At 49.4% G+C, this 19779-nt stretch carries 17 protein-coding genes; 6 read left to right on the forward strand and 11 right to left on the reverse strand.

Annotated features, from left to right (window positions below; genetic code table 11):
- Positions 1-41: 41 nt before the first annotated feature.
- Both rrtA and mdh read right to left on the reverse strand, forming a co-directional pair.
- Positions 42-581: a rhombosortase gene (gene rrtA / locus ACN0UY_RS05960; protein WP_417665780.1), complete on the reverse strand. Its 540-nt coding sequence runs from the start codon at positions 579-581 to the stop codon at positions 42-44.
- Between the two features lie 25 nt (positions 582-606).
- The gene (gene mdh / locus ACN0UY_RS05965; RefSeq protein WP_417665781.1) at positions 607-1539 is read right to left on the reverse strand and encodes a malate dehydrogenase; all 933 of its coding nucleotides are present in this window, start codon (positions 1537-1539) and stop codon (positions 607-609) included.
- Between the two features lie 168 nt (positions 1540-1707).
- On the opposite strand from mdh, the gene argR reads away from it, so the two are divergent.
- On the forward strand, positions 1708-2181 hold the full coding sequence (argR, locus tag ACN0UY_RS05970; RefSeq protein ID WP_128351367.1) for a transcriptional regulator ArgR: 474 nt from the start codon (positions 1708-1710) through the stop codon (positions 2179-2181).
- 56 nt (positions 2182-2237) lie between these two features.
- Here argR and ACN0UY_RS05975 read toward each other — a convergent pair whose 3' ends face one another.
- Positions 2238-3164 carry a Dyp-type peroxidase gene (locus ACN0UY_RS05975; RefSeq protein ID WP_417665782.1) on the reverse strand — a complete coding sequence of 309 codons (927 nt, stop codon included), beginning with the start codon at positions 3162-3164 and terminating at the stop codon, positions 2238-2240.
- A 197-nt stretch (positions 3165-3361) separates the two neighbouring features.
- Here ACN0UY_RS05975 and ACN0UY_RS05980 point away from each other — a divergent pair, with 197 nt between their 5' ends.
- Positions 3362-5212: a DUF885 domain-containing protein gene (locus tag ACN0UY_RS05980; protein ID WP_417665783.1), complete on the forward strand. Its 1851-nt coding sequence runs from the start codon at positions 3362-3364 to the stop codon at positions 5210-5212.
- A gap of 3 nt (positions 5213-5215) precedes the next feature.
- Here the strand turns inward: ACN0UY_RS05980 and ACN0UY_RS05985 are convergent, their stop codons facing one another.
- From ACN0UY_RS05985 to acnB, 7 genes are all read right to left on the reverse strand, one after another.
- Entirely contained in the window at positions 5216-6529 is a 1314-nt protein-coding gene (locus ACN0UY_RS05985) for a S41 family peptidase (protein WP_417665784.1), read from the reverse strand.
- Between the two features lie 46 nt (positions 6530-6575).
- Complete coding sequence (locus tag ACN0UY_RS05990; protein ID WP_417665785.1) at positions 6576-7454, reverse strand: hypothetical protein; 879 nt, start codon at positions 7452-7454, stop codon at positions 6576-6578.
- 1 nt (position 7455) lies between these two features.
- Positions 7456-7917 carry a hypothetical protein gene (locus ACN0UY_RS05995; RefSeq protein WP_417665786.1) on the reverse strand — a complete coding sequence of 154 codons (462 nt, stop codon included), beginning with the start codon at positions 7915-7917 and terminating at the stop codon, positions 7456-7458.
- A 22-nt stretch (positions 7918-7939) separates the two neighbouring features.
- Positions 7940-9172 carry a hypothetical protein gene (locus tag ACN0UY_RS06000; RefSeq protein WP_417665787.1) on the reverse strand — a complete coding sequence of 411 codons (1233 nt, stop codon included), beginning with the start codon at positions 9170-9172 and terminating at the stop codon, positions 7940-7942.
- Complete coding sequence (locus tag ACN0UY_RS06005; protein WP_417665788.1) at positions 9129-9764, reverse strand: hypothetical protein; 636 nt, start codon at positions 9762-9764, stop codon at positions 9129-9131. The genes ACN0UY_RS06000 and ACN0UY_RS06005 overlap by 44 nt, the downstream gene beginning before the upstream one ends.
- Before the next feature lie 46 nt (positions 9765-9810).
- Positions 9811-10338, reverse strand: a complete 528-nt coding sequence (locus tag ACN0UY_RS06010) for a hypothetical protein (protein ID WP_128351375.1) — start codon at positions 10336-10338, stop codon at positions 9811-9813.
- Between the two features lie 226 nt (positions 10339-10564).
- Positions 10565-13153, reverse strand: a complete 2589-nt coding sequence (gene acnB / locus ACN0UY_RS06015; RefSeq protein ID WP_417665789.1) for a bifunctional aconitate hydratase 2/2-methylisocitrate dehydratase — start codon at positions 13151-13153, stop codon at positions 10565-10567.
- 367 nt (positions 13154-13520) lie between these two features.
- On the opposite strand from acnB, the gene ACN0UY_RS06020 reads away from it, so the two are divergent.
- Positions 13521-13832 carry a hypothetical protein gene (locus tag ACN0UY_RS06020; RefSeq protein WP_417665790.1) on the forward strand — a complete coding sequence of 104 codons (312 nt, stop codon included), beginning with the start codon at positions 13521-13523 and terminating at the stop codon, positions 13830-13832.
- Here ACN0UY_RS06020 and ACN0UY_RS06025 read toward each other — a convergent pair.
- A complete protein-coding gene (locus ACN0UY_RS06025) occupies positions 13829-14701 on the reverse strand; it encodes a LysR family transcriptional regulator (RefSeq protein ID WP_128352109.1) in 873 nt (290 codons plus the stop codon). The two genes, ACN0UY_RS06020 and ACN0UY_RS06025, sit on opposite strands and share 4 nt — an antisense overlap.
- Positions 14702-14868: 167 nt before the next feature.
- Between ACN0UY_RS06025 and ACN0UY_RS06030 the strand changes: the two genes are divergently transcribed.
- Genes ACN0UY_RS06030 through ACN0UY_RS06040 form a run of 3 tightly spaced genes read left to right on the forward strand, consistent with a single transcriptional unit; the run spans position 14869 to position 19768 of the window.
- Entirely contained in the window at positions 14869-15948 is a 1080-nt protein-coding gene (locus ACN0UY_RS06030; protein WP_417665791.1) for an efflux RND transporter periplasmic adaptor subunit, read from the forward strand.
- The gene (locus ACN0UY_RS06035) at positions 15948-19034 is read left to right on the forward strand and encodes an efflux RND transporter permease subunit (RefSeq protein ID WP_417665920.1); all 3087 of its coding nucleotides are present in this window, start codon (positions 15948-15950) and stop codon (positions 19032-19034) included. Before ACN0UY_RS06030 ends, ACN0UY_RS06035 begins: the two co-directional genes overlap by 1 nt.
- Positions 19031-19768, forward strand: a complete 738-nt coding sequence (locus ACN0UY_RS06040) for a 3',5'-cyclic-nucleotide phosphodiesterase (RefSeq protein WP_417665792.1) — start codon at positions 19031-19033, stop codon at positions 19766-19768. Before ACN0UY_RS06035 ends, ACN0UY_RS06040 begins: the two co-directional genes overlap by 4 nt.
- Positions 19769-19779 lie beyond the last annotated feature (11 nt).

The following is a 19779-nucleotide window of genomic DNA, read 5'->3' on the forward strand; positions in this document are numbered from 1 at the left end:
TCAGATTTTACAAGGGGAGATAGGTTAAATTAGACAAAAGTCTATAAAGATACGCGGGGAACTGCCGCGAGTGCTAAACCACACAAAGCACCGCCAATATGCGCAAATACGGCAACCGCGTCGCCGCTTGCGGGTTGATCCAGATCAAAAATGATTTTTAGCACGAGTGCTGCGAGCACGACCATGCCTATCCATTGTTTGGCCAGGGCATCTTTGAGCGCAGCGAAGGCAAATAAACCGTAAAGCGTGCCCGAAAAGCCGGCATAAACTTCATAGCTGGGGGCACCGAGTAACTGACCAGCACTGCTAGCGATTAGAATGGGGAAAACTACCCACCAGTGTTTTGCATGTTTCAATTGCTCAGGGAACAGTAACCAGCCAATCCAAACGCCGATAACATTGAACCAAAGGTGGGGTTGGTCATGATGCATCAACTGACCGGTGATGATTTGCCACCACGCGCCGTCGATAACTCGGGGGTAACGCATCAGTAGTGCGTCATGCCATGGCATGAGCAGGTAATAGAAACACAAAAGCAGAGCGCTTATCACAAGGGGTGGTAAGACACTCTGCTTTGGCATGATTCAGCCTTTTTAGGTGAAAGGCTTATTTAACGAAGTCTAAGCCAGCTTGGATATCAGCTTTCAGACCATCCAACATAGCAGCTTTTGCTTTTTCTTCATAAGCGCTTAGTTCGCCGTATGGCAGAATTTCTTCAATACCATTTTTGCCCAAACGTACTGGGTGTGCGAAGAACAACGCGTCTTTGCCGTCAGTTTCAACGTAAGTGCACTCAACAACGCTGTTGTCACCTTCCATTGCTTTAACCAACGATAAGCAGAAGCGCGCAGCTGCCTGACCCATTGAAAGGGTTGCAGAACCGCCGCCAGCTTTTGCTTCAACAACTTCAGTGCCAGCATTTTGAATACGCTTGGTTAGCGCTTCAATTTGCTCGTCTGAGAAGCTTAAACCGGTTTGTGACAACAATGGCAAAATAGTGGTACCGCTGTGGCCGCCAATAACTGGAACAGTCACTTCAGCTGGGTTTTTGCCATGAATTTCTGCCACAAATGTTTCAGCACGAATCACGTCCAGCGTGGTCACACCGAATAATTTGTTTTTGTCGTAAACGCCTTTTTTCTCAAGCACTTTCTTGGCGATAGCAACTGTGGTGTTCACCGGGTTGGTAATAATACCCACACAAGCTTTCGGGCAGTTATCAGCAATTGCTTCAACCAAGTTCGCAACGATACCTGCGTTGATGTTGAACAAGTCTGAACGGTCCATGCCTGGCTTGCGCGGTACGCCCGCAGGAATCAACACGATGTCAGCACCAACTAACGCTGAAGCTAAGTCGTCTTTACCATAACCAGCAACGGATACCGCAGTAGGGATGTGGCTCAGATCAACAGCAACACCAGGTACTACAGGCGCAACGTCGTATAACGCCAATTCAGAACCAGCAGGTAATTGGGTTTTCAAAAGTAATGATAATGCTTGGCCGATACCGCCAGCAGCACCTAAAACTGCAACTTTCATCTCAGACTCCATCCATTTGTGTGGGGATATTTTAGGCCGAAAACTTTACTCCTTTTTCGGCCAAATTACAACCAAACAACGGCTGCGTAAGTGCTCGGAAACACTTGCGTTACGGTGCTGGCTGTATATGATTGAGGATTAATTTAATGTGTTGATTGAGCCAAACTTATGCCAAACAAAAAACCAGACGACATGATTGAAGCCTTTAAAGCGTTGCTAAAAGAAGAACGTTACGGTTCGCAAGGGGATATTGTCGATGCCCTTAAAGAACAAGGCTTTGCCAATATTAGTCAGTCGAAGGTTTCACGTTTATTAAGCAAATATGGGGCGGTGCGAACCCGCAATGCACGGCAAGAAATGGTGTACTGCCTACCCGCAGAATTAGGTATTCCAAGTACCCGCGCACCATTAACCCAGCTTGTTTTGGATATACAACACAATGATGTGATGGTGATTATTCGTACTACGCCGGGGGCTGCCCAGTTAATTGCTCGCTTGCTTGATTCGGTCGGCAAACAAGAAGGTGTGCTGGGCACGATTGCTGGCGATGATACAATTTTCATTGCACCGCTGAAGGTCTCTGAGATTGATTTCACACTGCAGAACGTCAAAAAACTCTTCGAAGGGCAACCACGATATTAGATATTAGATATTAGATATTAGATATGATGTAACAGTGTTTTTCTAATATCAAATATCTAACGGCTAATATCGCTTTTGTTTTTCAGAAAATCGATTGAGGGGGCGAAGAAGGCTGCGTTACTTACGGCTTCAATGTAATCCAGCAACGGATCGTAATCGCCCTGCTCGTCTGCAATATAACGATTTTTTAGCCAATGGATAACGTGCTGTGGCTTGCCTGTCATATACATACCCAGCAGCCCTTGTTCACGTAAGTTGCCCCACGGCATATTCTGACGCAATAACTCTAAGGGTTGTTCCTTGGCGTCTACCAAACGTGCCTTTTGAGTATGGGTGACCATGCTTAGTACCGCTTCACTGATGCGCTCGCCAGTTACTTTTTTACGCCCCATTACATGTTCTTGAATTTCGGTACTTAATTGCTCCCAACGCCGCAGGTCATAGCGAAAACGTTGGCTGAATATGTAGCTGCCACCTTTAAATACTGGATCGTCATTCACTAAGGCTATTTCACGGCGGCGCATACCCCGCGAATTATCCGGAGCGTCGATAAAGCCGAGCAAGTCACGGCCGTCCATAAAACGGAACGTGTTGATTTGATCAATCAATTCAACGTCGTGTCCCAGCCACTCCATCAAGGTGCGTGCAGCCTGAAAATTTACATCAAAGCGATCAGAACGCACACAGAGCATCAAATCGACCGACTCGCGAGGCGCCTGGCGGTCGCCATCGTTTAAATCTGGGAAGCCGGTAAGCTGCAGTGGCCGTGACTCTGGGTAAACCACGTCCCAATAATCGCTGCCAATAGCAATATAGCCATTGAGCATGGCCTCTGAGAAGCGTAGGTCTAAGTCGTCAAGCAGCTGAGGAACTCTGGCGAGCTTACGACGTACGTGAGCCACGTCATCTGTCATGACATTCAACAGCAAGGTCACCCCGTGTAAATTGGGTTCCGCGTATATCCCTGTCTGTGCGTGCGTCATAAATTCCTCGTAAATTCCTCGCCAAATACTGCGTGTCGGTCGCATCGTGCTTGTAGCGCCATGCCCGTTTGTGCGATAGATTGGTTTTCTTTAATGATGGTTTTTACCATATTTTGACACTGATGTAGATTATAAAGTCTAGCAAACTCATGTCATAGGTTAATATGTAACTGTTTGAATCAATTGCCGGAGATATCATGCGTTCAGGAATACCCGCACAGTCCAACACCAAAACTCTGTTTAAAACCAGCTTAGCGGCAACGGCCATTGCCCTACTGCTTAGCGGTTGCGCCAGCACGCAAGAAACAGCTTCACAAGCCAACACAGCGGCCACACAGCAAGCGGCTGAAAATGCTGACAGCCGTTACACTGAGCTGGCTGACGGCATTTTTGAACAACTGCAAGCACAGGGCTCGCAGCAAGGTAACCAATTGCCTGATATGTCTGCGGCTGCACTTGCCGAGCGCGCTCAAGAGCAAAAGGTTTGGCTGGCCCGATTGCAACAGGTGGACGTGTCTGCGCTGTCGCGACAGAATCAAATCAACCATCGCATGCTGACCTACCGATTACAAAACGTAGTCGATGGCTACACCTACAAAGAACATTATATGCCACTTAACGCTGAAGGTGGCTTTCATAGTAACCTTGGCTTCATGGTGCGTAATGCCAGTTTTCGGAGCTTTGAAGACTATCAGAATTATTTAGAACGGTTACGTTCGGTTCCGCGCTACATGGTGCAACAAACTGCTTGGTTACAAGCGGCTTTAGCAGAAGGCTACACCCAACCGAAAGCGGCCATGCAAGGGTTTGAAGAAAGTATTGCTGCATACATTGTGCAGGCACCTGAAGATAGTCTGTTTTTTGAACCTTTCACCGGCAAAAAACCAATTTTTGTAACCGCAATACAATGGGTTCAACTGCAAGAAGAAGCGGCAACAATTATTGATGAGCAGGTATTGCCAGCTTACCAAAGTTACTTTGACTTCATGGTCATGGATTACCTGCCGAACAGTCGCGACAGTGTGGGCGCCAGCGAGTTACCTGATGGCCGTGATTATTATCAAAACCGTATTAAACATTTCACGACGCTTGATTTAACGCCTGAAGATATTCACCAGCGCGGGTTGGATGAAGTTAAACGTATTCGCAATGAAATGGCGATAGTCATTGAGCAAACTGGTTTTGAAGGCAGCTTTGAGGAGTTCACCAACTTTTTGCGCACAGACCCACAGTTTTACCCGGAAACCGCGGAAGAGTTGCTGAAAGAAGCTGCATACATTGCCAAGAAAGCAGACGGCGAACTGCCGAAGTTTTTCAAAAAGCTCCCACGGCAACCTTATGGGGTGGCGCCAGTACCTGCTGAAATTGCGCCGAAATACACCACCGGACGTTATGCTGGCAGCAATCGCGACGACCGCGCAGGCTTCTACTGGGTTAACACCTACGCGCTTGATCGCCGCCCGCTCTACCAGATGGAAGCTTTGACCTTACATGAAGCGGCACCAGGCCATCATTTGCAAGGTGCGCTAGCGCGCGAAATGTCAGACTTACCGGATTACCGCCGATACACCTATATTTCTGCCTTCGGCGAAGGTTGGGGTTTGTATGCGGAGTGGCTTGGTAAAGAAATGGGCTTCTATCAGGACCCTTATAGTGACTTTGGTCGCTTAAGCTATGAAATGTGGCGCGCAGCGCGCTTAGTGGTCGACACGGGTATGCACGCCATGGGCTGGAGCCGTCAGCAAGCGATGGACTTCATGGCCTCCAATACGGCCTTAAGCTTACATAATGTGAAAACGGAAATTGACCGTTATATTACCTGGCCTGGCCAAGCATTGTCGTACAAATTGGGTGAAATGCTGATACGTCAGCTGCGTACCGAAGCTGAACAAGCGTTAGGCGCCGACTTTGACTTGCGCGAGTTTCATGAGGTGATTCTGCGCAATGGCAGTATTCCGCTGGATGTTCTGCAGCAAGAAACACGCAACTGGATAGACAGCCAAGTGGCCGAGCGCTCTGCTGAGCGTTCTGCCGCGAACAATGCCTAGCATCTAGTCTGGTGCTGGTTCCGTTGGAAACAGCACTTCTATGGGTAAGTTTTCGTCGGGCGTGAGCCCTTCCCCCTCAGGAAGGACCGCGCCGCGACCGTCCACCACGGCATCTGGGGCGTACATCGACAAGCCCACTATCCATCCATTGGGTAGGCTTTTTACGGTTGTCGGTGAAAATGCGCCACGGGTTTTTTGCCCGCGCAATAAAAATCCGCGCAACCGCAAAGCTTGAGCTAAATGCTCTGCCGCACTTGCAGTAACTTCAGTGACCAATACCGTACCGCGCTGATGCAACTCGGATAGTTCAGGCCGGCGTGTTTCAAATACACTGTGCCCTTGAATGGTCGTCAGTGCTTCGTCACGGTTTACCAAGCTGTTAGCGAGCTGACTTGCCAACAACAAACTGCCGCCTTCGTTGTAGCGTAAATCAATAAGTAGCTTCGGTTTAGCGCCGGTAACTTGTGCAACACCTTTTAAGTCTTCTTCTATGCTATACAAGGCGCGCTGCAAGCAACGCTGTCCAGGTTCACTATAACTGGCTTCAGGACTAAAACGGTGTAACCGTTGTACACCAAGGTAATATTCCCCGGTATTGAGTAACCCCCACCATAAGGCTTGCTCACAACCGTGGTTGAGTCGGCTGGTTTGCAGGTCTTGCAACAACTGCCGCCGCGCTTGTTCGCGTTGTGCCTCACCCACTTCAAAGTCGCTGACGCGATAATAGCGCTGAATGCCCTGCGCCAAAATAAAAGCATGCTCGTCGTTACTGTCTTCTAGCACTTCACTGACTAAGGCAAATAACGCCACCTGATCATCAAGCGGCACATCCGATTTAATGGCGTCGATACGTTGCGCTTCATATTGCCAGCGCAGCAGCGCTGTTTGGCTCAAGCCATGATGAAATTGCTGCAATAGTTCGGCCAGTGTATCAACAACTTGCTGGGCGCCAGACTCTGGCTTTTGCGTGCAATGCTTGGGTAAAAAGGGTTCGCGGGTAAACACCACGGGTAAACCATCGGATAAGCGTTGCAATACCAAGGTTCGGTAGCCCGCCCCCACCCAGGCATGCTGGCCGGGGTTGAACTTGCTAGAAAATACGCGCGGCATGAGGCCGGCATCTGCGGCCCAACATTGTGACGGTGTCCACTGATAGCGGGTAATCACCGCATCATCAACCACCAGATAGCTTTGATAACGTTCTGACCAATACACGCCGTCATTGATATCAAGTTGCGGTGTGTTGCGCTCGTTGCCACTGCAGCCGACCAGCAGCATTGCAGTAGCGGCGGTCAGAACCCAACCTTTAATGTTCAAGGCACAGTCACTCCAATATTAGCTACCTGTGCCTAGTAGACTAGCCTTACAGATAACGGTCGTAAAGCATTTGCAGCGTTGCCTGCGCAGCTAGTTGCCCTTGCTCGGCCCACAGCTCGGCTTGCTCTTCAATCACTTCATAGCCGCCAGGTTGCGCGGTTACCCCAGCAACATTGCGCGGCCGTTGTAACTCATAACCACCGGCAGTTGCCCCGTATTCATACAAACCTTGTGGAATTGGCACGCGGTCATCAGCAAGTAACGTGGCGTCTTCTAACGAGGTCATGGTGATGTGATAGCCAATAGGCTCATAGTTCATTTTGGTTTCACGGTATGGCATCACTTCAATGAGTAGATTGGTGTGCTTGCGCAACATGTCCATTTCTAAGCGTTGATTGTCGTCTTGCGGGTTACGGCTGGTTTGCGCACGAATCTCCGAGTCCAGTAAACGCATGGCCACACTGCGATTGACCAGACGCACGCCAAAACTCATCAGCATGCTCTGATAACCGCGTTGATATTCATCCCACTGGGCTGCGCTAAGCATACTGGAGCGGCGAGGGCTGTCATAGCCTCGTTGTTCAACACCAACCTGAACACTTTGCGATTCGGGCACAAATGTCCCCTCTGTGCCGGTTGCTTGAGCGTTAACGCTTACCCGACGTTGCATGTGCCAGTCAGAAACCATGTCACTGAAAGGTTCGCCAACTAACATCACCAACTTGGGCTTACCCGCCTTGTCGTAAGCTGCACGAAACGTCGCTTTATCCACCTGTAACAAACTGACTTGTTGTTGCTCAGCTTGCCGAGCCCGGTCAAAGTACGGGTCATTTAACATCGGTTGCGCTTGGGTATCTTGCGCTTGGACAGTGCTGCTAACCAACAAAGTAGCAGCACACATACCATACAGGAACACGGCTTTCATATTAGCGGCCCTCGCGTAGCTCAACTAAAAAGTATTCGGCCCGATTGTTGAGTGATGTTTCCTTATAGATGGCCGTGCCGTTTGCCGGTACATACACGCGACGCCACATGGACTCATCCATTAACGGTGCTTGGTTGGCATCAAAAAACAATGCTTTACCTTCAATTTGCAGATCATAATCTGTGCGGTTACGAATCATAGTCCACACTTCCAACTGCCCAGTCGCTGTGTTGGTGATGCCGCTGCGATCTAAAGTGACCTTGACGGTGTCTTTAACCTTTTCGCCGAATGGCGTTTTGGTAATGTCTGTTCGATTCAAACTGTGGTCAATAAAAACAATTGAATTGAGCTCATTGGTGCTGGTGCGCTGCACCGGGTGCGAACCACTGTAACCATTTTGTGTACTACCGCACGCGGCTAAAGTAAGTACTAAACTGGCGACTACTATGAAATGTCGTTTCATAATGCTTATCCTTAATGCTGTGTTAACGGGCACGTGAGCTGTGCCAGATTAAATGATTGCCCTGTGGATCTTGGTAGTGATGAAACACGCCAGAGTCTAGGGCGACAGGATTCCCATCAATATCTGTGTACTGTGCTTGCCACATGGCCACGTCGGCTGGATTGGCCTTGGTGGTGGAGCTATGCACGGCATCGGGTAAACGTGACCAATAACGGGTGTCTGCGCGCGGCTTCACATTGGCCGACAACGCCATGCTTGCCACACCGATGAGCGCCAAGGTGTTACCAACTTGCCCGCTGCTGCCACCTATTGCTGGTGAAAACACGCGCGCGGTGACACCGAGCTGGGCTATATCCCGACCAAAACTGGCGGTGTTATTGGCAAATGCAGCTTTGCCTTCAATAATGGCATCAACTGGGCGACCGCCACGAGAAGTAGCCTGCCAATAAACACTTTCAATCGGTTCCATCGCTACTTGTTGTTGCCCCGTATCGATAACAACCTGCTTTTCTTTGAAGTTTTTACCCGGCCTGAACACCAATTCATAGTGACCCATGCCATCTGCGAGCTTACGCGGTGAGTACCCGGTTTCAGCCAAAATTAGCACGTTGTCATCAGCCGCTGGAATCGGAAAATCAGGGCGCAGTTCACGTAATTCGTCGTAAGCTTCCTCAGCAAGTACTGGGCTACCCATTTTTTGCGCTGACCAGCCAGCAAGCAACAGCATCACCGCAAAGTCACTGCGGTTTTGCTCTTCTTCGGCAAATGCATCTTGCATTAAGCCACTGACGAAACTTGCTCGCGCGTTGTCGTAAACCCCGTCAATCAAATAGATGAGTCCACGATAGTAGTAGGCCATAGCGCGCTCATAGGGTTCACCTTTAAAGTCTTTGCGGCCCTCTTCGTGCCACAGGCTGCGGGCTTTTGTTGCTGAGTCATTGTCCGCATACACGGTTTCAATTACTTCCAAAGCCGCATCAAAGTTCTCACGCGCAATATCAATATCGCCTTGATAGAACGCAGCGGTACCAATTTCCATGCGGTTCAGCACTTCGTTACGCTTACCTTCTTCGAAGAGTTTGCGATAAAGCGGACGTAAATAGGCAGGCTTGTCGTTCAGTGCGTCTTTTTCTTGTTGATTCAGTGCTAACGCTTGGTATTGCGTTGGGCCCGTACTGGCACAGCCAGCAAGGCCCAACACCAAGGCTGCACTAACGATAGATAACGTCGTCTTGTGCAGTTTTCTGGAATTCATACATGCCACTCCACACATAGGTGCCAAGTTCGAGGTCTACAAGCTCGAAAGTGATTTGATGATAACGCGAACGTTCTTGGCTACGCGTGTCCATAGCGTCGAGCGACATAATGCGCCCAACCAAACGGAAGTCAGCACCGGCGGTGGCCTGGGTAGCACGAATGGTGCCGCCGTCAACCACGCCCATACGTTTCAATTCACGCTCTTTTTCAACCATGTCAGCATATTCACGACCAACGAAAACCAAGCGACCATTGGACGCACGATTTAAGTTAATCCGCAGCCGATCGGTCAGCATGTTTTTATTGATACGTGATGAACTCTCATTGGTGAAATACTGGCTGTCGATAATGATTCGCGGCGCAACATCACGGCTAACCAGCTGTGGGTTGCTAAGCATGTCGCGCATCATTTGATCGGTAACGGCCATAATATCTTGCGATTCAACGCCAACACCTTGCACTTTGCCTGGTGAGCGTGCGTCTTCATACACCGTGGCACGGCCCGCACTGTTGTCTATGTTTGAGGTGCTTGAGCACCCAGCAAGCGCAATAACGCTTGCCAGGGTCGCTAGTAAAACGACTTTATTCATAAGGATTGCCTTTTTTTCTGATTAGTAACTGTTAACGCTTAGATGCTTAGTAGCCAAGTTGACCAGAGGCTGTATACAAAGCTTGGGAGTAAACAGTTTTTAGCTCAGGATAAATCGACATTGCCGATTCCAGCGCGTCTTGATAATGCGGGTGCGCTGAGTGGGTTACGTACATCCACACAGAGAGCTCTTCTAAGCTGTTAAAGGAAATATCTGAAGTGCCACGGATAATTTCTTCGCCACCGGCCATTTCTAAAGCCACTTCACGGCCAACGGTTTCACCAATTTCCTGACCTAACCAACCGCCGATAAATGGAATGTTTTCCGCCAATTTTTGCCCCGCATAAGCGCCAGCCATGCCGCCAATTGCACTGCCCATGTCGGCATTGCGTGCGTTGTTAACCCATTCGGCTAACACACCGTCAGAAGTATAGGGGCTCATGTATTGGCCACTGTTGCCTTCAATTGCTGGTGGTGCGGTAAGTTGGTAAGGTTGAGCGAGTTGGGGTCCCATGGCGCAAGCGCTGAGGAATAAAGCGAGAATAGCTACGATAGCTAGTTTGATGTTGTTCATAGAGCTCTCCAATGAGCTGTTATTTTTGTTATTGATGGTGCAACTGATTTGTTAACTCGTACCTATGGGTACTTTATGTTCAGTTAACGTTAAGATTATGCAAAGACGAGAAATAGGCAAGAAGAATTTATAACTTTTGTTTAAACATTTGATTAATAAATAAAAAATTTTAGGCAAAAAAAAGGAGCTCAAATGAGCTCCTTTTCAACCAATTGCGTGAACGCCATTAGCCAACATTAATGGTTGGGATTACATTCGCTTTCGCTGCAGCTTCTGCTTCGCGGAAGGCGTCCATTTGGTCAAAGTTTAAGTACTTATAAACTTCACCAGCCATTGAGTTGATGTCCTGCGCATACTCCATGTACTCTTCAGGCGTTGGCAGTTTACCCAAAATTGCACCAACAGCTGCAAGTTCAGCTGAAGTCAGGTAAACATTGGCGCCATCACCTAAACGGTTCGGGAAGTTACGGGTAGACGTTGACAGCACTGTTGCGCCCGCTTCAACCCGTGCTTGGTTACCCATGCACAATGAACAGCCTGGCATTTCAGTACGCACGCCATTGTTGGCGTAGATGTTGTAATAACCTTCTTCACGTAACTGCGCTTCGTCCATTTTAGTCGGTGGCGCAATCCACAAACGCGTGTTCAATTCTTGCGTATTTTTCTCAAGCAATTTACCTGCAGCACGGAAGTGACCAATGTTGGTCATGCACGAGCCGATGAACACTTCGTCAACCTTATCGCCAGCAACTTCGCTTAAGAATTTCGCGTCATCTGGGTCATTCGGGCAACACACGATTGGCTCTTTGATATCGGCCAAGTCAATTTCAAGCACGGTTGAGTACTCTGCGTCTGCATCAGCACGCATCAACGTTGGGTTCGCCAACCACTCTTCCATTTTGCTTGCACGACGTTCAAGCGTACGCACGTCGCCGTAGCCTTCGTTGATCATCCAACGCAACATGGTGATGTTCGAGCGCAAGTACTCAGCAACTGATTCTTCTGACAAGTTAATCGTACAACCTGCCGCTGAACGCTCTGCTGATGCGTCTGATAATTCAAACGCTTGCTCAACGGTTAAGTGATCAAGGCCTTCGATTTCTAAAATGCGGCCTGAGAAGATGTTTTTCTTGCCACGTTTTTCAACGGTCAATAAACCTTCTTTAATCGCAAATGCCGGAATAGCGTGAACCAAGTCACGTAAGGTAATTCCTGGCTGCATTTCGCCTTTGAAGCGGACCAATACTGACTCAGGCATATCCAACGGCATAACACCGGTAGCTGCCGCGAACGCAACCAAACCAGACCCTGCCGGGAATGAGATACCCAGTGGGAAACGGGTGTGCGAGTCACCACCAGTGCCTACGGTGTCTGGTAACAACATACGGTTCAACCAGCTGTGGATGATACCGTCGCCCGGACGCAAGCTCACGCCGCCACGGTTCATGATGAAGTCTGGCAAGGTGTGCTGTGTCTCAACATCAACAGGCTTTGGATACGCCGCCGTATGACAGAATGACTGCATGGTTAAATCCGCAGTGAAGCCCAAGCAGGCTAAGTCTTTCAACTCGTCACGGGTCATTGGCCCGGTGGTGTCTTGTGAGCCCACAGTGGTCATTTTCGGTTCGCAATAGGTACCTGGGCGAACGCCTTCCATACCACATGCTTTACCCACCATTTTTTGCGCTAGGGTAAAGCCTTTGCCGCTGTCGACTGGTTGTTCAGGCTTCAAAAACAGCTCTGAGTGACCCAAACCGAGTGACTCACGCGCTTTTTCTGTCAAACCGCGGCCGATGATCAGGTTAATACGACCGCCAGCACGCACTTCATCAAGGATAACCCGTGATGCGTAGTCATATTCTGCGATAACTTCGCCCGCTTCGTTTTCAATTTTGCCTGCGTATGGGTGAATGGTGATCACATCGCCCATATTCATTTTTTCAACGTCGGCTTCAAACACCAACGCGCCTGCGTCTTTCATGGTGTTGAAGAAAATTGGCGCAACTTTGCTACCAATACAGATGCCGCCAGCACGCTTGTTTGGGGTGCCTGGCATGTCTTCGCCAATAAACCACAACACTGAGTTGGTGGCAGATTTACGCGAAGAACCGGTACCTACAACGTCACCAACAAAAGCTACTGGATGGCCTTTTTGCTTCAGCTCGTCAATTTGCTTCGCCGCGTCAGTTACGCCTTCACGTGGCATTTTGTACATCGCTTTGGCGTGCAACGGAATATCCGGACGTGACCACGCATCAGGTGCTGGTGACAAGTCGTCGGTATTGGTTTCGCCCGTTACTTTGAATACGGTTGCTTTAATTTGCTCAGGCATTTTGTCACGGCCCGTGAACCACTCGGCATTTGCCCATGATTCAACAACTTCTTTGGCCAGTTCATTGCCGTTTTTCATTTTCTCTTCCACGTCGTGGAAGGCATCAAACATCAACAAGGTGTGTTTCAGTTCTTCTGCAGCTAATTCGCCTAAGTCGGCATCGTCGAGCAACTCAACCAAAGTTACGATGTTGTAACCGCCGTGCATATTGCCAAGCAGAGAAACTGCAGCGTCTTTGCTTACGACAGGACTTGTTACTTCACCTTTTACGATAGCTGACAAAAATCCTGCTTTTACGTAAGCAGCTTCATCAACACCTGGAGGTACGCGCTCAGAAAGAAGTTCTAATAAGAAGTCTTCTTCACCGGCTGGTGGGTTTTTCAGTAATTCGACTAAATCAGCAACTTGCTCTGCTGTCAGTGGCTTTGGCGGAATGCCTTCTGCGGCCCGCTCTTCGACATGCTTACGGTATTCTTGCAGCACTGGGTACCCCTTTTGCTGTTGCGGTTTGAAAAGTGTGGCGAATTATACGGGTTTTAGCGGCTGATTTGAATTCATAGGGGGATATATGCATCAATCTTTGCGATAAATGCTGTGAATAGGGAAAGAGCGTTATTCGTTATTCGCTATTCGTGCGCTTCGCTGTTCGTGCACGCGCTGCGCTTGTTGTTCGAGAAATAAATACGAACAGCACGTAGTGCGGACCAACAAGGAACGAAGTGACTGGACGAATAACGAGTAACCAATAACGAATAACGAATAACCAGTAACGACTCGTTACACTTGCGCAATAAACTTTTCACACTTTTAGACTATCTTAATACATGACATCTCTGTGGGGGGATTGATCATGAAAACATTCACAATGAAAACCTTGTTGGTAGCCGCAGCTCTTGTAACTGCTGCGCCAGCACTAGCTGACACTGACAATACCAACATGCAAGTTTACCGTTACGTTTATTCACCCGAACGTGCAATTGGTAGCTGGGACCACGCTGTGGATATTGCGCGCAACGATATTCGCAATGAAACGGCGAGTGACATTAAAAGTAGTTCAATGATGGACTTGTACGATACTGCGGCACAACTGCAAACTCAATACGGCTATGCACTGTATATACCGAAGCGGGTTGAGCCTTTGCTGTGGAAGAAAATCGTTTAAAAATAGTCCCAGATAATTTGGGCGGCGGGGCCTGCAATGCGCTCTGCGGAGCGAACAAGATGCACTTCCAGGTGAACCTGGTTGATGAAGTCCGGTATGTCAATGCGAATGAGATCACCGCGCGCCAGCTCATCGCCAATAATATCACCGGGTACAATGCCCCAGCCCATACCTGCTACCAGCAGTTCTCGCTGGGCGATGGAATCATTCACACGTATCCGTTGTTGGCCGGGCATGCGAATCATTCGGTCCAAATTAATGCCGACGTCTTGGTTTTGCGGCATCAACATAGGTATGTCAAGTAAGTCACGCCGTTGTGTGGGCAAGCCATACTTGGCCACAAGTGCTGGCGAAATGGTGACCAACAATTCAAATGGGCGGACGAGCTTAGTTTCAAAATCGCCATGCTGGCGAAACACGGGTAACCAAGGCGTTAACGCTAAATCCGCTTCACCTTCGCGAATGGCCCGTAAGGAACGCAATTGTGCTTCGCCATTTAGCAGGAGATCAGTGGTTGGGTAACGGGTTTGCATGGCGCGCATGGCCTCAAACAAGCTGGCGGGTGCGCAAGTGTGATCGTAAGAAATACGCAATACCGGTTCTGCACCATCGCGTAACTGTTGGGTTAAGGATTGCAAACGTTGTTGTTGCCGCAGTACTTCGCGCGCCTGTCGTAAAAATTGCTCACCATAGGCGGTTAATTTCAGCCGATAGCCTTCACGATCAAACAGCGGAAACCCCACCTCGTCTTCAAGCTTCTTAAGTGCCATACTGACCGCTGCTTGGGTTCGATGTAAGTGTTCGGCAGCCCCCAGTAGCGTTCCTGTCTCACTCAATGCATTGAGCATCTGTAGTTGTTGAATCTTCATCGCAAGCACACCGAATCTAATTAAGTAAAACTGAACATGTATTCAAGATTAATTCAGTATTATTTTACATGCAACAGCGTAAAATCGTTATTCGTTTTCTCGATCCAACGAATAACCAATAACGAATAACTAATATCGCTTTTGTTTTTCATCTCACTGGAGGTTTTATGCACATTCGTTTTTTCATCCTCGCCGCCCTTGCGGCTTTAGCTGGTTGCAGCGATGCGCCGCAGGAGAAACAGCGCGCGGCAGTCATACAACCGGTGAAGTTGCATACTGTCAGTTTTGCTGATGGTCAGCGTGTACGCAGTTTTCCAGCGGTGGTTGAAGCTGCACAAGTGGCGCAACTGGCGTTTCGCGTAGGTGGTGAAATTCAAGAGTTTCCGGTTAAGGCCGGTCATGAGGTTACGCAAGGCCAATTGATTGCCAAGCTCGACCCAACCGATTATCAACTGGTTCTGGACCAAGCGCAGGCGCGCTTTGAGTTGGCGCAGGCGCAATTTCGCCGCACGGAAAACTTGGTTGACCAAGGAGTGATATCGCCGCAGCAATTTGACGAAGTGAAGTCGAACCTTGAGGTTGCACGGGCGAATGTTGAAACTGCCCGTGCCAATGTGCGCTATACCGAGTTACGCGCACCGTTTGCTGGAACCATTGCCCATGTATTTGTGGAGCGCTATGAGACCGTTCAGCCGCAGCGTCAAATCGCAACCTTGCAAATGAATAACGCAATTGATGTCAGTATTCGCGTTCCTGAGGGGTTATTTGCGCGGGTGCAACGCCAAACGAATTACCAGCCAGATGTCACCTTTGCGGCTGCCCCAGAGCAGAAATTCAAAGCAAGTTTAAAAGAGTGGGATTCAACGGCTGACCCTGCCACCAATACCTACAAAGTAGTGTTTACCCTGCCCGCGCCCGAGAACCTGAATGTGCTTCCGGGTATGTCGGCAATGGTTTCGGTTGATGCTAATGCCGTGTCAAAGCAGGCCGAAGCTGCCATATTAGTGCCGACAGCAGCGCTGTTCTCGCCCACCTCGGATGCGCCTGACCAAGGGCATTTTGTTTGGGTTTTCAACCCTGAAACCGAGCGGGTTCAGCAGCGCCAAATTACCGTTCGTGCGGTGACCAATCAAGGCGTCGAGGTTATCGACGGGTTAACGCCCGGCGAGCAAATCGTGATTGCCGGCGTGCACGCGTTGCAAAGCGAACAGCAGGTGCGTCCATGGGTTAAGGAGCGTGGCCTGTGATAAATATCGCTCGCTACAGTATGAAGCGCACCACCACCAGTTGGTTGGTGTTGCTGATTTTACTGCTTGGTGGTGTGGTGGCCCTACAAAATATTGGCCGCTTAGAAGACCCTGAGTTCACCTTGAAACAAGCCATGGTGATTACCCAGTATCCCGGCGCCACGTCACAGCAAGTTGAAGAAGAAGTAACCTACCGGCTGGAAAACGCCATTCAAGAACTGAGCTATGTTGACCATATTACGTCAGTGTCACAGCCGGGCTTAAGCCAAATCATGATTGAGATGCACAGCACGCTACGCAAGCATCAAATGCCACAGGTGTGGGATGAGCTGCGCCGCAAGGTCAACGACACCCGCAAACATTTGCCGCCGGGTAGCGGCGAGCCCATGGTGAAAGACGACTTTGCTGATGTATATGGCATGACGTTCGCAATTACAGGCGAAGGCTATAGCTATCAAGATATTGCCGACTATACCGATTACCTACGCCGCGAGCTGGTGTTGGTTAAAGGGGTTGGCAAAGTACAAGTTTCCGGCAAACAAAATGAACAGGTGATCGTTGAAGTTTCACGTGAAAAACTCGCCAACTTTGGTGTCCCGCCACAACAAATCGTTAATCTGCTGCAAACCCAAAACACAGTCAGCGATGCTGGCCGCGTGCAAGTAGGTAGCGAACGAATTCGCCTGCAAACCAGCGGCGAGTTTAAGAGCGTTAACGAACTATCCAACCTTATGATCAGTAACCCCGGTGCCGACGAGCGTATCTTGTTGCGCGATGTGGCGACGGTAACGCGCGAATACCAAGACATTCCGACACATTTGGTTCGTTACAACGGTGAGGACTCTTTGTGGTTAGCACTGTCATTTGCTGAAGACGTGAACGTGGTCGATGTGGGTGAACGGGTCATGCAACGCCTGGACGAGCTGCGGTATGCACAACCGGTTGGTATGCAGGTTCAAAAAATTTATGACCAGCCCTCGGAAGTGGATAATTCGGTCAATAACTTCCTGATTAACCTCGCTGAAGCCATCGTCATTGTGGTGATAGCGTTACTGGTAACCATGGGCTTGCGGTCGGGGGTTCTAATTGGCAGTGTGTTGCTCATCACCGTGCTTGGCAGCTTTATCTTCATGTATCTGATGGACATTCAGCTGCAACGGGTTTCTTTAGGCGCACTGATTATTGCTCTGGGCATGCTGGTTGATAACGCGATTGTGATTGCCGAAGGTATGTTGGTTGGTGTTCGGCGCGGCCTTTCACGGGTTCAAGCCGCCATTGACGTGGTGCAACAGAATATTTGGCCCTTGTTGGGCGCAACGGCCGTTGCCATTATTGCCTTTGCGCCAATAGGCCTGTCACGAGATGCCAGCGGCGAGTATGCCAATTCACTGTTCTGGGTGCTGTTTATTTCGTTGTTACTCAGTTGGTTCACGGCCATAACGCTGACACCATTTTTAGGAAACATATTATTCCGCAAAGATGCGCGCGCCCGAACAGCCCGTGAGCAACCGGAAGACGACGACCACGTTTATAATCACTGGGTGTTTCGTGGTTATCGCATCATGCTGCACTGGTTTTTACGCTGGCGTAAAACAACCGTTGCGGTAATGTTAGTGCTACTGGTTGTTGCTGGATACGGGTTTACCACCATTAAGCAATCGTTCTTTCCTCCTAGCACAACGCCAATGGCATTTGTTGATTTGTGGTACCCACAAGGCACCGACATACGTGCAACAGCACAGCAAGTGAAACAGCTGGAACATTACTTGGCCACACAGGGCGTGGACGCGGAAAACAATAACAATGGCTTAAAATTTGTCGCATCAACAATTGGTCAAGGTGCGCCGCGATTTACACTGACATACCAAGTAGAAAAGTCTTATGAAAGTTACGCGCAGCTTATATTACGTGCGGAAAACACCGATCAGCTGCAGGCTATTTTATTGGACTTTGAAGCTTACCTGAAGGTTGAGCAACCTGACGTTGAATACAAAATGAAGCCTCTGGAAATGGGCCCCACGCAAACGGCTAAAATTGAAGCTCGTTTTAGCGGTTCTGACCCGGTAGTGCTGCGTCAATTAGCCGATCAAGCGCGGGCAATTATGGCAAAAGACGACGGCGTGCATAACTTGCGTGATAACTGGCGCCAACGCACCAAAGTGCTGCAACCTGAATTCAATGAAGCGGCAGCACGGCGGTTGGGCATCACCAAATCGGATGTTGACGATGTACTGAAACGTAACTTTACCGGGCAAGCGGTTGGCGTTTATCGTGACGGCACTGACTTGTTGCCTATTGTGGTGCGCGCACCGGCCGGTGAACGCACTGATTTGAATAATTGGCGAGAGCTGCAAGTATATAGCTCAGCCTTGCAGCAGCATATTCCGCTTGGCCAAGTGGTGCGTGACATGACCTTACTGGCCGAAGATAACCTCATACTGCGCCGTGACCGCAAACGTACAATTACCGTTATGGCCGACCACGATATTTTCGGCGACGAAACCCCAGCTATGGTGCTGTCGCGCGTTCGTCCAGCAATTGAAGCGATTGAGCTGCCAGTTGGTTATGAACTAAGTTGGGGCGGCGAATTCGAGGCTTCACAAAAAGCCACGGGGGCGGTATTCCAAGCCTTACCGCTCGCCTTTTTAGTGATGTTCATTATTACCGTATTGTTGTTTAGCTCCATTCGTCAGGCAAGTGTGCTCTGGACCACTGTACCGCTGAGCGTTATTGGCGTTACCTTGGGGTTATGGATAACCAATCAGCCGTTTGGTTTTATGGCTTTGCTTGGTTTCTTAAGTTTGTCAGGCATGCTTATTAAAAACGGTGTGGTGTTGTTGGAGCAAGTGCGCGTTGAGTTGCATTCGGGCAAAGAAGCACTCAGCGCGCTTGTTGATGCCTCAATTAGTCGCGTGCGGCCGGTAACAATGACCGCAGCCACCACCATTGTCGGAATGATCCCATTGTTATTTGATGACTTCTTTGTCAGCATGGCGGTGGTGATTATGTTTGGCTTGGGCTTCGCCACCCTGTTAACACTGGTGGTGGTGCCGGTTATGTACGCTTTAGTGATGCGAGTTAAATGAACATAAATGTATTAGGTGCCAGCGGCGGCTTAGCTGGGCTCAGCGGCAGTACCTGCCTGCAAATCAGCGAAACCATATTGATTGATGCCGGAACCGGTATCAGTCAATTAAGCTTGGCACAAATGCAGCAGGTGCGGCATATATTTTTAAGCCACAGCCATAGCGATCATATTTGTTGCCTGCCCATGTTGCTGGCTAATTTATTCAACGCGCTTGATCCATCACAGTCGGTGACCTTGTATGGCTCCAAAGACACGTTCGCTGCGCTTAAAGCACACGTATTTAACTGGGTGATCTGGCCCGATATGACGGTAATGCCGTCGGCTGAAAAGCCACTTGTACGCCTGCAAGAAATTGCAGCAGGTGAGTCCATTACCATTGAGGGTATAGAAATTAAGGCCTTTTCGACCTATCACACCGTGCCCACGTTCGGGTATGCGGTGCGCAAAGCTGGCCAGTTGACGGCCTTTGTTGCGGATACGGGGTATGCCGAAAGTGTTGTGAGCGCTCTCAACGCATTGGCCCCACTTGACGCTATTATTCTTGAATGTTCGTTTCCCAACGAACTCGAAGCCATTGCATTGCAGTCGTGTCACTTAACGCCACAACTGTGCGAAAAGCTGCTCGGCGGTTTAACCGAGCAGCCCAAACGCATTTGCATTAATCACCTGAAGCCCGACCTGGCCGAACGCATTCAGCCGCAGCTAGCCGCTGACTGGCAGCTTTTACTGTAACTCGGGCTACT

This window comes from Pseudidiomarina sp. (assembly GCF_048268165.1).
Classification (GTDB): Bacteria; Pseudomonadota; Gammaproteobacteria; order Enterobacterales; family Alteromonadaceae; genus Pseudidiomarina.